This is a genomic window from Streptomyces sp. NPDC104581 (assembly GCF_055583685.1).
On record NZ_JBVJNN010000015.1, the window covers coordinates 25952 to 39715 of the forward strand.

At 72.4% G+C, this 13764-nt stretch carries 14 protein-coding genes; 7 read left to right on the forward strand and 7 right to left on the reverse strand.

The features are described 5' to 3' along the window. Positions 1-21: 21 nt before the first annotated feature. Entirely contained in the window at positions 22-1293 is a 1272-nt protein-coding gene (locus ACZ61E_RS14760; protein ID WP_469700021.1) for a magnesium transporter MgtE N-terminal domain-containing protein, read from the reverse strand. A gap of 367 nt (positions 1294-1660) precedes the next feature. Between ACZ61E_RS14760 and ACZ61E_RS14765 the strand changes: the two genes are divergently transcribed. Then, on the forward strand, positions 1661-2377 hold the full coding sequence (locus tag ACZ61E_RS14765) for a hypothetical protein (RefSeq protein WP_469700022.1): 717 nt from the start codon (positions 1661-1663) through the stop codon (positions 2375-2377). Between the two features lie 45 nt (positions 2378-2422). On the opposite strand, the gene ACZ61E_RS14770 is transcribed toward ACZ61E_RS14765, so the two are convergent. Beyond that, positions 2423-2947: a hypothetical protein gene (locus ACZ61E_RS14770; RefSeq protein WP_469700023.1), complete on the reverse strand. Its 525-nt coding sequence runs from the start codon at positions 2945-2947 to the stop codon at positions 2423-2425. Positions 2948-2978: 31 nt separating this feature from the next. After that, positions 2979-4094: a magnesium and cobalt transport protein CorA gene (locus tag ACZ61E_RS14775; protein ID WP_469700024.1), complete on the reverse strand. Its 1116-nt coding sequence runs from the start codon at positions 4092-4094 to the stop codon at positions 2979-2981. 473 nt (positions 4095-4567) lie between these two features. Between ACZ61E_RS14775 and ACZ61E_RS14780 the strand changes: the two genes are divergently transcribed. From ACZ61E_RS14780 to ACZ61E_RS14795, 4 genes are all read left to right on the forward strand, one after another. After that, positions 4568-5194 (forward strand): suppressor of fused domain protein, encoded by a 627-nt coding sequence (locus ACZ61E_RS14780; RefSeq protein WP_469700025.1) that lies wholly within the window; start codon positions 4568-4570, stop codon positions 5192-5194. A 186-nt stretch (positions 5195-5380) separates the two neighbouring features. After that, on the forward strand, positions 5381-6019 hold the full coding sequence (locus ACZ61E_RS14785) for a DUF6758 family protein (protein WP_078075218.1): 639 nt from the start codon (positions 5381-5383) through the stop codon (positions 6017-6019). Positions 6020-6132: 113 nt separating this feature from the next. Further along, positions 6133-7002 carry a PHP domain-containing protein gene (locus ACZ61E_RS14790; RefSeq protein ID WP_469700026.1) on the forward strand — a complete coding sequence of 290 codons (870 nt, stop codon included), beginning with the start codon at positions 6133-6135 and terminating at the stop codon, positions 7000-7002. Between the two features lie 183 nt (positions 7003-7185). After that, positions 7186-7791 (forward strand): MarC family protein, encoded by a 606-nt coding sequence (locus tag ACZ61E_RS14795; RefSeq protein ID WP_469700027.1) that lies wholly within the window; start codon positions 7186-7188, stop codon positions 7789-7791. 103 nt (positions 7792-7894) lie between these two features. Here the strand turns inward: ACZ61E_RS14795 and ACZ61E_RS14800 are convergent, their stop codons facing one another. Continuing rightward, complete coding sequence (locus ACZ61E_RS14800) at positions 7895-8047, reverse strand: hypothetical protein (RefSeq protein WP_187280063.1); 153 nt, start codon at positions 8045-8047, stop codon at positions 7895-7897. Between the two features lie 176 nt (positions 8048-8223). Between ACZ61E_RS14800 and ACZ61E_RS14805 the strand changes: the two genes are divergently transcribed. Beyond that, positions 8224-9135, forward strand: coding sequence for an NYN domain-containing protein (locus ACZ61E_RS14805; protein ID WP_469700028.1), 912 nt, complete (start codon positions 8224-8226; stop codon positions 9133-9135). 22 nt (positions 9136-9157) lie between these two features. On the opposite strand, the gene ACZ61E_RS14810 is transcribed toward ACZ61E_RS14805, so the two are convergent. After that, positions 9158-10018, reverse strand: a complete 861-nt coding sequence (locus ACZ61E_RS14810; protein WP_469700029.1) for an alpha/beta fold hydrolase — start codon at positions 10016-10018, stop codon at positions 9158-9160. Between the two features lie 133 nt (positions 10019-10151). After that, positions 10152-11966, reverse strand: a complete 1815-nt coding sequence (locus ACZ61E_RS14815; RefSeq protein WP_469700030.1) for a DEAD/DEAH box helicase — start codon at positions 11964-11966, stop codon at positions 10152-10154. Between the two features lie 507 nt (positions 11967-12473). Here ACZ61E_RS14815 and ACZ61E_RS14820 point away from each other — a divergent pair. Continuing rightward, the gene (locus ACZ61E_RS14820) at positions 12474-13232 is read left to right on the forward strand and encodes a ferritin-like fold-containing protein (RefSeq protein ID WP_469700031.1); all 759 of its coding nucleotides are present in this window, start codon (positions 12474-12476) and stop codon (positions 13230-13232) included. A gap of 39 nt (positions 13233-13271) precedes the next feature. Here the strand turns inward: ACZ61E_RS14820 and ACZ61E_RS14825 are convergent, their stop codons facing one another. Then, a complete protein-coding gene (locus ACZ61E_RS14825) occupies positions 13272-13541 on the reverse strand; it encodes a hypothetical protein (RefSeq protein ID WP_469700032.1) in 270 nt (89 codons plus the stop codon). Positions 13542-13764 lie beyond the last annotated feature (223 nt).

Genomic DNA, 13764 nt, shown 5'->3' on the forward strand with positions numbered 1-13764 from the left:
GCCGCGTCCTTCTCCGCCCGTTCAGCGCTCACTCGCGGCCTCCGCCAGGCCGTAGCCGTTCTCCCGCCAGTCGTCGGGCAGCAGGTGGTCCAGGACGTCGTCGACGGTCAGGGCGCCGAGCAGCGACCCGCTCTCGTCCACGACCGGCGCGGCCACCATGTTGTACGCGGCGAGATAGCCGGTGATCTGGGGCAGCGGCGTATCGGGCGCCAGGGGCGGCAGGTCACTCTCGACGATCGAGCCGACGAGCGTGAACGGCGGTTCGCGCAGCAGCCGTTGGAAGTGCACCGTGCCCAGGTACTTGCCGGTCGGTGTCTCGTCCGGCGCCCGGCACACGTAGACCTGCGCGGCCAGCGCGGGCGAGAGGTCCTGCCGGCGCACCCGCGCGAGCGCGTCGGCGACGGTCGCGTCGGGCCGCAGCACGATCGGCTCGGTGGTCATCAGACCGCCCGCCGTCCGCTCCTCGTACGCCAGCAGCCGCCGCACGTCGGCCGCGTCGCCGGGCCGCATCAGCGCCAGCAGCCGCTCCTTGTCCTCCTCGGGCAGTTCGGAGAGCAGATCGGCCGCGTCGTCCGGGTCCATCGCCTCCAGCACGTCCGCCGCCCGGTCGTCCTCCAGCTTGCCCAGGATCTCCACCTGGTCGTCCTCGGGCAGCTCCTCCAGGACGTCGGCCAGCCGGTCGTCGTCGAGGGCGGCGGCCACCTCGGCGCGCCGCTTGGGCGTCAGATGGTGCATCACATTGGCCAGGTCGGCGGGGCGCAGCCGCTCGAACGTCGCGACGAGACTCTCCGCGCCCTGGCTGTCCTCCTCCAGCGTGAAGCCGGTGACCGCGGACCAGTCGAGCGTCAGCGTCTCGCCGCGCCGCCGCAGCGCGCCGCCCCTGCCGCGCCGGACGAAGACCTTCCCGATCTCCCACTCGCGGCGGGCGGGCAGCTGCTGGACGGCGACGTCGAGGACGGTCACCTCGTCGCCGTCCTCCACGAGCTGTACGCGGCGGTCCAGCAGTTCCCCCAGGACCAGGCGCTCGGTGGGGCGCTGTTCGAAGCGCCGCATGTTGACCACGCCCGTCGTGATCACCTGGCCGGAGGCGACCCCGGTGACGCGGGTCATGGGCAGGAAGATCCGCCGCCGGCTGAGCACCTCGACCACCATGCCGAGCACCCGGGGCGGGCGGCCGCCGACGCGCAGCATCGCCACGAGGTCCCGCACCCGGCCGACCTGGTCACCGTTGGGGTCGAAGACCGGCACACCGGCGAGGTGCGAGACGAACACCCGGGAAGCGCCCGACGCCATGATGCGCTCCTCCTCGCCCGCGATCGTCCGTGCCGTGCCTGCTGTGCCTGCTGTGCCCTGCCTGCCGTGCCGTGCCGCGCCGCGCGGCCCGGCGGGGCCGGCCGGGCCGTCTGCCCGTGACTGTCCCCGTATCGACCGCGACAACGGGTTCAGGCTAGCCCGTACCGCTCCGTGCCGCGTCGGCGGATCCGTCCGTACGGTACGGGCGATCCGTCATCGGGGCTCGTTGTCGAGGGGCGCGGTCGGCACGGGTACGCTGCGGTCTGCCGTCCCCCCATCACGTATGAGAGGCAGTGCGTTCGTGACCCTTCCCCGGTCCTCCGTCCGACTCCGCCGGGCCGCGGTCCCCGTCGCCCTCTGCATCGGGATGACAGTCGCGCTCACGGCCTGCGGGAGCGACGAGGACCCGGACGCGGGGACGAACGGCGTCGGGAAACTGTCCGCGGCCGGCATCGAGAAGAAGGCCAGGGCCGCGGCCGAGAGCGCGGACGCGGTGCGTCTGTCGGGCACGCTCGTCACCGACGGGCAGACGTACCGGCTCAACATGTCGCTCAAGGAGGCCGGCGGCACCGGATCGGTCAGCTCCAAGACCGGCGGCACGTTCGAACTGCTGCGCGTCGAGGACGAGCTGTATCTGAAGGCGGACGCCGGCTTCTGGAGCCACGCGGACGGCAAGGGCGGCGACGGCGGGACGGGCAGCCCGCCCAGCAAGGCCGACTCGGAGGCCGCGCGGAAGCTCGACGACAAGTACGTGAAGGTCCCCGAGGAGGATCCGGCGTACGAACAGCTGCGGGGCTTCACCGACAAGAGCGTGCTGCTCGACGGGCTGCTGGGGCTGCACGGCAAGCGCGGCAAGGGCGACCGGGCGGAGATCGGCGGCGTGCGCACCATCGAGGTCAACGGCAGCGAGGGCGCGGGCGGTTCGCTGAACGTGTCGCTGGAAGGTACGCCGTACCCGCTGCAACTGGCGCGGGCGGGCGGCGCGGGGACGCTCACACTCAGCGACTGGGGCAAGGACTTTCCCCTGGAGGCGCCCGCCAAGAACGAGACGGTGGACTACGGCAGCACGCTGCCGAGCACCTGACCCGGCCCCGGCCCGCCGCTCGCCGCCCCGGCCCCGCCCCCGGCCTCAGTCCCGCTTTCCGGCGCGCCGGAACAGCAGACGCGGCACCGCCGCGGGGGCCGGCCGCCGCGTCGTCGCCGGGGTCGGCAGCGGCGCCGCCGCCTGCGAGTCCCGCGGCATGTCGGTGATCGCGTCCCGCGGCTCCAGGCGCAGCACCCGCGACTCGCGCGCCCAGCGCTCCGTCATCGCGTCGAAGTCCGGCGCGTTCAGCCGTTTGCCCTTCAGCTCCGCCACGGCCGCCTCCCACGCCTCCGTACGGGGCGCGAGTTCGGTGACGGAGGCGGTCCAGGCCACCAGCCGCCCGCCCTTGTCCTTGCTCCGCACGGTGACATCGGCGGTGGAGCCGTCCACCAGCCCCGGCAGCGGCTGCTCGCCGCCGTCCCCGACGACCAGCGCGGCGCCGTCGGCCCACACGTGCCACAGGGCACGGGCGGGACCGCCCGCCCGCACCCAGATGAGGCCGGACTTCTTGGTCGCCTCCTCGACGAGCGCCTTGCTGAGGAGCGGGGAGCCGGGGGCGGTTTCTGTCATGTCCCGCAGCCTAAGCCGTCACCCGGCGGCCCTACAGCCACCCGTTGCGCTTCAGCATCCGGTGGATCGTGAGACAGACGACCGCGATGCCGCCCAGCACCATCGGGTAGCCGTACTTCCACCCCAGTTCGGGCATGTGCTCGAAGTTCATGCCGTACACGCCGCAGACGGCCGTCGGTACGGCGATGATCGCCGCCCAGGACGTGATCTTGCGCATGTCCTCGTTCTGCGCGACCGTCGCCTGCGCCAGGTTGGCCTGGAGGATCGAGTTCAGCAGTTCGTCGAAGCCGACGACCTCCTCGTGAACCCTGGCCAGATGGTCCGCGACGTCACGGAAGTACTTCTGCACATCGGGTTCGACCAGCCGCATCGGACGCTCGCTCAGCAACTGCATCGGGCGCAGCAGCGGTGCCACGGCCCGCTTGAACTCCAGCACCTCGCGCTTGAGTTGGTAGATCCGCCCCGCGTCGGAACCGCGCGGGCCGCCCTTCGCGGGCGCCGAGAACACATCGATCTCGACCTCGTCGATGTCGTCCTGCACGGAGGCGGCCACCGCGATGTAGCCGTCGACGACATGGTCGGCGATCGCGTGCAGGACGGACGAGGGCCCCTTGGCGAGCAGTTCGCTGTCGTCCTGCAACCGGTGCCGCAGGGCGCGCAGCGACCCCTTGCCGCCGTGCCGCACGGTGATGACGAAGTTCCGGCCGGTGAAGCACATGACCTCGCCGGTCTCCACGACCTCGCTGGTCGCGGTGAGTTCGGCGTGCTCGACGTAGTGGATGGTCTTGAAGACGGCGAAGAGGGTGTCGTCGTAGCGCTCCAGCTTGGGCCGCTGGTGGGCGTGCACGGCGTCCTCGACGGCGAGCGGGTGCAGCCCGAACTCGGCGGCGATACCGGCGAATTCGGCCTCGGTCGGCTCATGGAGGCCGATCCAGGCGAAGCCGCCGCCCTTCCGCACCTCCAGCATCGCCTCGTGCGGGGTGAGGCACGGTTCGTCCTTCACCCGGCGGCCGTCGCGGTAGACGGCGCAGTCGACGACGGCGCTGGAGGCCGAGGGGTCGCGGGTGGAGTCGTAGGTGTTGTAGGCGGTGTTGCTCTTGCGCAGGGACGGACGGACCGCCGCACGCAGGTCACGGATCATCGACATGGCTGGGCTCCTCACGGAGAGGCCGTCGGCGGGGCGTGGCACAGCCCGGAACGGGGACGTGACGCGGGTACGGTCCGGCACACCATCGAACCGCGATGACGTGCCTTGACGTGAACGGCGCGGATACGTCCGCAAAGCGGGCGGCACCGCGAGGACGCGGTGACGGCGTTCGCTACAGACAGGCAATACAGAGCTGGTGCAGTGCTCTTCCGTCGTGCGACGAGCCGCGGGCCTGTACGGGGCAGGGCCTCAGAGAGAGGCGGTACAGCGCGAGGAAGAGCGGCTGGTACTGGCCGGGTGACTTCGATCCACCGCAGCCCCACCTCCTCCGGCCGGTCCCCCGTGGGGGATGACGTGTGTCGGGACCGGAGAGCGACGCTGGTGCGCGCTGTCCCGACCGGCGGCCCAGACTAGCAGCCGATCCGGGCCAATTCGGTCTCTTGCCCGTCAGGACGGCGTTCTATGCTCACGGGATGGCAGAAGTTCTCTCTCTGGTCGAGGCCCGGCTGTGTTCGGCGCTCGGGGAGCCCGACGCGCGCGCCGCGATGACCTTCGTGGGCACGGACCGTGTCGAGGTGCTGCGCTTCCTCGACACCGGCGACCGGGAGGGGGCCGGGGAGCCGCCGGGCCCGGGCGGGGCCGTGGTGCGCTACGCCACGCTGGGGATGTCCGCGCGGCCGATGGCGGACCCGACGGTCGTCGTCCCCGACCCGGACCGGGGCCCGCGCGCCGAACTGGTCCTGTCCGTACGCGCCGGGCCGGCCGACACCGACAAGGTGCTGCGCCCCCTCGCCGTACTGGCCGCGTCACCCCAGGTCGAGGGCCTGGTCGTGGCGCCGGGCGCGGCCCTGGAGGTCGGCGAACCACTGTGGCCGGGCGCGCCGTTCAGCTCCGTGCTCGTCGCGGAGTCCGGCGGGCTGGTGGCCGATCTGGAGCTGGACGCACCGCTCGACCCCGTACGGTTCCTGCCGCTGCTCCCGATGACGCCCAACGAGGCCGCGTGGAAGCGGGTCAAGGGCGCGCAGGCGCTCCGGGAGCGGTGGCTGGCGCACGGGACGGACCTGCGCGACCCGGTGCGCGGCTCGGTCCCGCTCGACTAGGCGGTGTCCGGTCGGGAGGGCCACCGGTTCCGTGGGGCGTACGCCGGAGCGCGCACGCCCGCCGGACCTCGTACGCCGCCGGGATGACTCCCCGTCTCGTACAGGCCGCTGGTATTTGCCAGGGTTCTGTGCCGGACGGGTGATCGTCCTTGACGGGGCGGCGGGCGCGGAGGACCGTTGGGCGATATGAGGGGCGAACCAGGTTGCCCGAAGTGCGGTGGCCGGGTGAGGGCGCCCGGTCTCTTCGCCGACTCCTGGCAGTGCGACACGCACGGCACGGTCCATCCGATGCAGCCGGTGATACCGCCCAGCGTCGAAGCCCTGGGAGTGGTGGTGAACCGCGCCAGGGTCCCCGTCTGGATGCCCTGGCCGCTCCCCGTCGGCTGGCTCTTCTCCGGTGTGGCGTACGCGGGTGACGACCGCAGCGGCGGCCGGGCCACCGCCGTGGCCTGCTCGGGGCCCGGCCCGCTCGGTGGCACGGGGGAGATGCTGCTGGTCGCCGAGGAACTGGGCGTCGGACTCGGGGCGCGTTACGCGGGGATCGACGGACCCGACCCGGGGCCGCACATCTGCGGTGACAAACCCCCGCACGCCAAACTGCTGGCCGCCGGCCGCCCCACCCCGCTCTGGCACGTCCCCGGTGTCCCGCCCGACCGCGCGGTCTTCGCCGGCGAGGCGCTCGGGCTGTGGCTCTGGGCGATCGTCTGGCCGGAGCAGACGGGGCTGCTGATGTACGACGAGCTGGTGCTGACCGATCTGCGGGACGCGGGCGCCGAGGTGGACCTGCTGCCGTGCGGGGCCCTCTCGCAGCGGCTGCTGAGCTGACCGGGCCCGGCTCGCCGGGCGGCCGGGGAGGTCCGGGGCCGGGCGGCGGGGAGCGCCCGGCACGCCCGTTATCCTGGAGCGTCCCCTGTCCGGCCGAGCCCCTGGAGTACGTGGTGCGTATCGACCTGCACACCCACTCCACGGCGTCGGACGGCACGGACACCCCGGCCGAGCTGGTACGCAACGCCGCCGCAGCAGGGCTCGACGTCGTCGCCCTCACCGATCACGACACCACCCGGGGCCACGCCGAGGCCGTCAAGGCCCTCGCCGATCTCGACAGCGCGCTCACCCTGGTCACCGGCGCGGAGCTGTCCTGCCGGACCGACGGTGTGAGCTTGCACATGCTCGCCTACCTCTTCGACGCGGACGAACCCCGGCTGCTGCGCGAGCGCGAGCTGGTGCGCGACGACCGGGTGCCGCGCGCGCGGGCGATGGTGGCCAAGCTCCAGGAGCTCGGCGCGCCGATCACCTGGGAGCAGGTCGCCCGGATCGCCGGGGACGGCTCGATCGGCCGCCCGCACATCGCGTCGGCCCTCGTCGAGCTGGGCATCGTCGGTTCGGTCGACGAGGCGTTCGGCTCCCGCTGGCTCGCCGACCACGGCCGGGTGCACGTGCCCCGGCACGAACTGGACCCCTTCGACGCGATCCGGCTCGTCAAGGCCGCCGGTGGCGTCACCGTCATGGCGCACCCGCTCGCCGTGGCCCGGGGCGCGGTCGTGACGGAGGCGGCGATCGGACGGCTGGCCGAGGCGGGGCTCGACGGCATCGAGGTCGACCACATGAACCACGACGAGCCCACGCGCGCGCGGCTGCGCGGACTCGCCGCCGAGCTGGGCCTGCTCACCACGGGCTCCAGCGACTACCACGGCACCCGCAAGACCGTCCGGCTCGGGGAGTACAGCACCGACCCGGAGATCTACGGCGAGATCGTGCGGCGCGCCTCGGGCGCGTTCCCGGTGCCCGGCACGGGTGGACAGGCGTAAGCGCCCACAACGTCCCGCAGCCCCACCATCTTCAGCTCCTCCCACGTCCCGCCCCCGTACCTCGTAGCCCGTCCCGCCCCGGCCCGGCGGCGGACCGCGTACGCCGTCGTACGCGCCCCGCGCCGCCCCCGGCCCGTTCATGGGCCGCGCTCCGTCCACCCACTCCCCGCAAGGCCACACACCGTGTTCGACGCCGCCGTCTTCGGCTCCCTCTTCCTGACCCTCTTCGTGATCATGGACCCGCCCGGGATCACGCCGATCTTCCTCGCCCTCACCTCCGGGCGCCCCGCCAAGGTCCAGCGCCGGATGGCCTGGCAGGCGGTGGCCGTCGCCTTCGGCGTCATCACCGTCTTCGGCATCCTCGGCCAGCAGATCCTCGACTATCTGCACGTCTCCGTCCCCGCGCTGATGATCGCGGGCGGGCTGCTCCTGCTGCTCATCGCGCTCGATCTGCTCACCGGCAAGACCGACGAGCCCAAGCAGACGAAGGACGTGAACGTCGCCCTCGTACCGCTCGGGATGCCGCTCCTGGCGGGCCCCGGCGCGATCGTCTCCGTGATCCTCGCCGTCCAGCACGCGGACGGCGCCGCGGCGCAGGTGTCGGTGTGGGCGGCGATCGTGGCGATGCACGCCGTGCTCTGGCTGACGATGCGCTACTCGCTGGTGATCATCCGGCTGATCAAGGACGGCGGGGTCGTGCTGGTGACACGGCTCGCCGGAATGATGCTCTCCGCCATCGCCGTGCAGCAGATCATCAACGGCATCACCCAGGTCGTCCAGGGAGCCTGACGAGGCGCTTCGGCGTCCGGAAGCCGAGCGGCCCCCGTACGGATCGTCCGTACGGGGGCCGCTCCGGCTCGAGCCGGTCAGTGGATCCGGGGAATCCGGGGTATCACGAGGCCGTGGTGACGGCCGGGCGGATATAGAGGCGCTGCCCTGTTGAGGCGGCCTGCTGCACGATCTGATTGACGGAGGCGGCGTCCACGACGGTGCTGTCCACGGCGGTGCCGTCAGCATCGTTCAGTCGCATGATCTCGAAGCGCATACCGCTTCTCCCTTCGTCTGATCCTCCGTAGGAGAACTGTGTGTGACGGAAAGCCCATCATCGATTACATAAGGCCACAACGTCTTGCCCTCTGCAAACATTCCCTACACTAAGGAAAATCTTCGGTCGACTAACTACTGGCGGGTACAGCCGTGCCCACGGACAATAGGCCCCGTATGAGCGAGGCAGAGATCAACCCCGAGATCGCCGAGGTCGGCGCCCGGCTGGAGCGCACCAACGAACTGCTCCAGCGGATGCTGGCCGAGGTCGCGAAGACCCCGTCCACCCACGCCATCTTCGTCGACGCGGGTTACGTCTACGCTGCGGCGGGATTACTGGTCGCGGGAACCGAGGACCGCCGGGCCTTCGACCTCGACGCCGAGGGGCTCATCGAGGCGTTCATCGACAAGGCACGCACGATCTTCGCGGACAGCAGACTGCTGCGTGTCTACTGGTACGACGGCGCGCGGCGCCGTATCCACACCCCCGAGCAGCAGTCCATCGCCGAACTGCCCGACGTCAAGGTCCGCCTCGGCAACCTCAACGCCAACAACCAGCAGAAGGGCGTCGACTCGCTGATCCGCACGGATCTCGAATCGCTCGCCAGACACCGGGCGATCAGCGACGCCGCCCTCGTGGGCGGTGACGAGGACCTGGTGTCCGCCGTCGAGGCCGCGCAGGGGTACGGCGCGCGCGTGCACCTCTGGGGCATCGAGGCCGCCGACGGGCGCAACCAGGCCGAGCCGCTTCTGTGGGAGGTCGACAGCCAGCGCACCTTCGACCTCGACTTCTGGCAGCCCTACGTGACGCGGCGGCCGGTCACCACGTACGAGAACGAGGGCGATCCGCCGCCCTCGCGCGAACAGGTGCGCTTCATCGGCGCGCAGATCGCGGCGACCTGGCTGGTGGGCCGGGGACGGGTGGCGATGGCCGAGCTGCTGCCGGGTCATCCGTATCTGCCGGGCCCGGTGGACCAGGACCTGCTGATCGAGGCGGAGAAGCTGCTCCAGCGGTCGCTGCGGGGGCACGCGGTGCTGCGGCGGGCGCTGCGCGACGGCTTCTGGCAGCACCTCCAGGCGCAGTTCTGAGCGGGTGAGGCCGTCGAGCCCCTCACCCCCGGGGCCGGCCTTCCTCGTCCCAGAACGCGCCCAGCGCGGCGGCCGTACGCAGCGGCTGGTCGGTGTTGGGCGAGTGTTCGGCGCCCTCGATCACGGTCCTGCGCGCGCCCAGCCGCCGCGCCATGTCGTCGAGCAACGGCACCGGCCAGGTGTCGTCCCGCTCGCCGGACATCACATGGAAGGGCAGGCCCCGTACCGCCGCCAGCTCGGCCACCCGGTCCGGCTCCATCGTCAACTGCCGCCCCGTGGCCAGTAGTTGGGCGGGGTTGTGGGCGAGCCAGCGACGGCGCAGATCCGCGCCGTCGACATCGGTCTCCTCCGGCGGGTCCATCGCCCGGATGCCCGCCCAGACCTGCTCCATGTCCATGCCGGTGAGCTCCAGGGCCTCGCTCAGCAGCCGTACGCGCTCCTCCTGGGAGGGCGCGATGCGGGCGGGGCCCGACGAGATCAGCGTGAGCGTCAGGAACGGCCGCGGGTCCGCCAGGACGGCGGCGCGGGCGATCTGCCCCCCGAGCGAGTGCCCCACGAGATGGACCGGGGCGCCTGCCGCCGCCGCCTGCGCCAGCACATCGGCGGCCAACTCCTTCTGGGCGTAAGCCTCTTGGGAGTCGGGGCCGTCGGACTCGTACTGCCCCCGGCCGTCCACGGCGAGGACGCGGTAACCGGACTCGGTGAGCGGTGCCAGCATCGCGATGAAGTCCTCCTTGCTGCCGGTGTACCCGGGCAGCAGGAGCGCGGTGCCCCGTGGCGCCCCCTCGGGGCGCGCGTCGAGCACGGCGAAGGGCCCGCGCCCGGTCGGCAACTGGAGCGCGCGGGCGCAGGGCGGGGGAGTGAACGTCGGCGGCCGGCTCATGCGACGAGGGTAGAACCCCTTGCCCACCGCCGCCTCACCCGGCCGGGGCACCGGGGGCATCCGCCCGCGGCGGCGCGCGTACGCCGATGGCCCGGCGCCCCTCGCGGGGGACCGGGCCATCGGATGCGCCGTGTCAGCTCTCGGGCTGGGCGACCGCCGCACGCGTACGGCGGCGGCGCGGCTTGGCCTCGGCGGCGGGGGCGTCGGCCTCCGTCGCGGCGGCCTTCGCCGAGACCGCCTCGACCGGGGCCTTGGCGCGCGTACGGCGCCGGGGCCTGGTCTCGGCCTTCGTTCCGGTGTCGCCGTCGGCGACCACGGCGGGAGCCGGGGTCTCGACGGTGCTCGCGGCCTCGACCGCGGGCTTGGAGGCGCGCGTACGACGACGGCGCGGCTTGGTGGCCACCTCGGCGTCGGCGTCGGCCTTCGGCTCGGCGACCGGCTCGACGAACACGTCGGCCGCGGGCCGCGCCACGGTCGACGCGACCGCCTCGGCCGCCTCGGCGGGCACGCTCACGCGCGTACGCCGGCGACGGCGCGGGGCACGCGGCTCCGTGGCGTCCGCGCCCTCGGCGGTGTCGAGCGACGCGGTCGCCGCCGGAGCGTCGGCCGTCACCGGCTGTGCCTCGACGGCCTCCAGCGGGGTCCCGCCGCGCGTGCGGCGGCGCTGGCGCGGTGTACGCGTGCGTGCCGGACGCTCCTCCTTCACGGAGGCGGACGACCGCGCCGACGGGCCCGCGGACTTGCGGCCGCGGCCGCCCGTCTCACCGAGGTCCTCGACCCGCTCCGCCGACAGACCGGCACGCGTCCGGTCCGTACGCGGCAGGATGCCCTTCGTCCCCGCGGGGATGCTGAGCTCCTCGAAGAGGTGCGGCGACGTCGAGTACGTCTCCGGCGGGTCCGGGAAGCCCAGGTCCAGCGCCTTGTTGATCAGCTGCCAGCGCGGGATGTCGTCCCAGTCGACCAGCGTCACGGCGATACCGGACGCGCCCGCGCGGCCGGTGCGGCCGATGCGGTGGAGGTAGGTCTTCTCCTCCTCGGGCGACTGGTAGTTGATGACGTGCGTCACGCCCTCGACGTCGATACCGCGGGCGGCGACATCGGTGCAGACGAGCACGTCCACCTTGCCGTTGCGGAACGCGCGCAGCGCCTGCTCACGCGCCCCCTGGCCCAGGTCGCCGTGGACGGCGCCCGAGGCGAAGCCGCGCTGGGCGAGCTGGTCGGCGATGTCGGCCGCCGTGCGCTTGGTACGGCAGAAGATCATCGCGAGCCCGCGGCCCTCGGCCTGGAGGATGCGCGCGACCATCTCCGGCTTGTCCATGGAGTGGGCGCGGTAGACGCGCTGGGTGGTGTTGGCGACCGTCGCGCCCGCGTCGTCGGGGGACGTGGCGCTGATGTGCGTCGGCTGCGACATGTAGCGGCGGGCGAGACCGATGACCGCGCCCGGCATGGTGGCCGAGAACAGCATCGTCTGGCGCTTCGCCGGCAGCAGCTGGATGATCCGCTCGACGTCGGGCAGGAAGCCCAGGTCGAGCATCTCGTCGGCCTCGTCGAGGACGAGTCCGCGCACGTGCGACAGGTCGAGCTTGCGCTGGCCCGCCAGGTCGAGGAGCCGGCCGGGGGTGCCGACGACGACGTCGACGCCCTTCTTCAGGGCCTCGACCTGCGGCTCGTAGGCCCGGCCGCCGTAGATCGCCAGCACGCGCACGTTGCGCACCTTGCCGGCGGTCTGGAGGTCGTTGGTGACCTGCTGGCACAGCTCGCGGGTGGGGACGACCACGAGGGCCTGCGGGGCGTTGGTGAGCAGCTCGGGGACGGCCCGGCCCGCCTCGATGTCGGCGGGGACGGTGACGCGCTCCAGGAGCGGCAGGCCGAAGCCCAGCGTCTTGCCGGTGCCGGTCTTGGCCTGGCCGATCACGTCCTTGCCGGACAGCGCGACCGGGAGGGTCATCTCTTGGATGGGGAACGGAGACACGATGCCGACGGCTTCAAGCGCTTCGGCTGTCTCGGGGAGGATTCCGAGGTCTCGGAAAGTCGTAGTCAGGGTGCTGCCTCTTCTGTGAGACGCAACACGAGGCGAACGCTGGGGGTCGTACCGCACCTGGGTACTCGGCCGGCCGTGGATTGGCCGGATGGCGCGGGACCACTGCCGTCGCTCGAGCGCTCGTGCCGCTGAGGGGGCCCCTCATCTGCGGTCGTACGCAGCTGTGCGCACGGTCCGCGCGGAGGGCGGTCGGGGTCGGAGCCGATCGGGCCACCGACCGGGCATCCTCTATGGGGCCTGTCCGGGACAGCTCTCCCGGTCAAACACTGCGATGGCCCACCGAATACTCGGCAGGCGCATTACCACTGTACCCCGGAATCGCGCATGTGTGTTGGACGAATTCGTCGGAACGGTATGAGAGCAGTCTCTGACCAGGCCCTTACGCCGTGGGCGGAGCGGGCTATTGTGCGCTCCATGGAGACGTCTGACAACGCCACTGCCCCTGATTCCACACCCGGTTCCGCGCCCTCGGAACTCACCGGGATCGCCGCCCAGGACTGGGCGGCGGCCTCCGCCGATCCGAAGTACCGGGCCGCGGTCGTGGATCTGCTGGGAGCGCTCGCCTACGGCGAACTGGCGGCTTTCGAGCGGCTCGCCGAGGACGCCAAACTCGCGCCCAGCCTGGACGACAAGGCGGAACTCGCGAAGATGGCCTCCGCCGAATTCCACCATTTCGAGAGGCTGCGCGACCGCCTCGGCGAAATCGACGCCGACCCCACCGGCGCCATGGACCCCTTCGCCGCCGCGCTGGACGAGTTCCACCGCCAGACCGCGCCGTCGGACTGGCTGGAGGGCCTGGTCAAGGCGTATGTGGGCGACTCGATCGCCAGTGACTTCTACCGCGAGGTGGCCGCCCGGCTGGACTCCGACACCCGCGATCTGGTGCTCGCCGTGCTCGACGACACGGGGCACGGCAATTTCGCGGTCGAGAAGGTCCGCGCCGCGATCGAGGCCGACCCGAGGGTCGGCGGGCGCCTCGCGCTCTGGGCGCGGCGGCTGATGGGCGAGGCGCTGTCGCAGGCCCAGCGTGTGGTGGCCGACCGCGACGCGCTCTCGACGATGCTGGTGGGCGGGGTGGCGGACGGGTTCGACCTGGCCGAGGTCGGCCGGATGTTCTCGCGGATCACCGAGGCGCACACCAAGCGGATGGCGGCGCTGGGACTGGCGGCCTGAGCCTTCCCCCTCGCGGCGGCCGACCCGCGGCCGGGGGCGTCAGGAGGGCATCGGCCGGCGCAGACCGTGGCCCGCCGGGCGGAGCAGCAGGGAGAGCAGGACCGCCCCGACGGCCACCGCGCCGATCAGCGTCGCGACCGCGTGACCGGGGCCGAGCGCCGCGTGTGTGAGCACCGCGCCGAACAGCGAGCCCAGGGATCCCGCGGCGAGCACGGGGCGGCGGGAGGGGAGCCGGTGGGGAAGTCGCTGGAGGGCGGCCCACGAGGCGCCGAGTCCGAGCAGGATCGCACCGAGAGCTTCCAAGACCACTGCTGTTCACCTCACGGAGTGCGCCGGGCGATTCGGTCGTAGCCCGGTCTACCCGCGGTGCACGCGGCACAACCCTCCGCGATCCGAAGAGACGACGAAGGAGTGGGGGGGGGGGGGGGGGGGGGGGGGGGGGTTCTTGTTGTTGTGTGGTTGTTTTGGGGTTTGTGGGGAGGTGAAAGCGCGGAGGGAAAACAACGGAACCCAACCCCACGCCGACTTCCCG

Excerpts from the sequence above, each read along its gene's own strand:
- ACZ61E_RS14820 (WP_469700031.1), top strand. The coding sequence starts at position 12,474 with ATGGAGACGTCTGACAACGCCACTGCCCCTGATTCCACACCCGGTTCC.
- ACZ61E_RS14770 (WP_469700023.1), bottom strand. The coding sequence starts at position 2,947 with ATGACAGAAACCGCCCCCGGCTCCCCGCTCCTCAGCAAGGCGCTCGTC.
- ACZ61E_RS14780 (WP_469700025.1), top strand. The coding sequence starts at position 4,568 with ATGGCAGAAGTTCTCTCTCTGGTCGAGGCCCGGCTGTGTTCGGCGCTC.
- ACZ61E_RS14765 (WP_469700022.1), top strand. The coding sequence starts at position 1,661 with ATGACAGTCGCGCTCACGGCCTGCGGGAGCGACGAGGACCCGGACGCG.
- ACZ61E_RS14810 (WP_469700029.1), bottom strand. The coding sequence starts at position 10,018 with ATGAGCCGGCCGCCGACGTTCACTCCCCCGCCCTGCGCCCGCGCGCTC.
- ACZ61E_RS14815 (WP_469700030.1), bottom strand. The coding sequence starts at position 11,966 with ATGACCCTCCCGGTCGCGCTGTCCGGCAAGGACGTGATCGGCCAGGCC.
- ACZ61E_RS14800 (WP_187280063.1), bottom strand. The coding sequence starts at position 8,047 with ATGCGCTTCGAGATCATGCGACTGAACGATGCTGACGGCACCGCCGTG.
- ACZ61E_RS14805 (WP_469700028.1), top strand. The coding sequence starts at position 8,224 with ATGAGCGAGGCAGAGATCAACCCCGAGATCGCCGAGGTCGGCGCCCGG.
- ACZ61E_RS14760 (WP_469700021.1), bottom strand. The coding sequence starts at position 1,293 with ATGGCGTCGGGCGCTTCCCGGGTGTTCGTCTCGCACCTCGCCGGTGTG.
- ACZ61E_RS14775 (WP_469700024.1), bottom strand. The coding sequence starts at position 4,094 with ATGTCGATGATCCGTGACCTGCGTGCGGCGGTCCGTCCGTCCCTGCGC.
- ACZ61E_RS14785 (WP_078075218.1), top strand. The coding sequence starts at position 5,381 with ATGAGGGGCGAACCAGGTTGCCCGAAGTGCGGTGGCCGGGTGAGGGCG.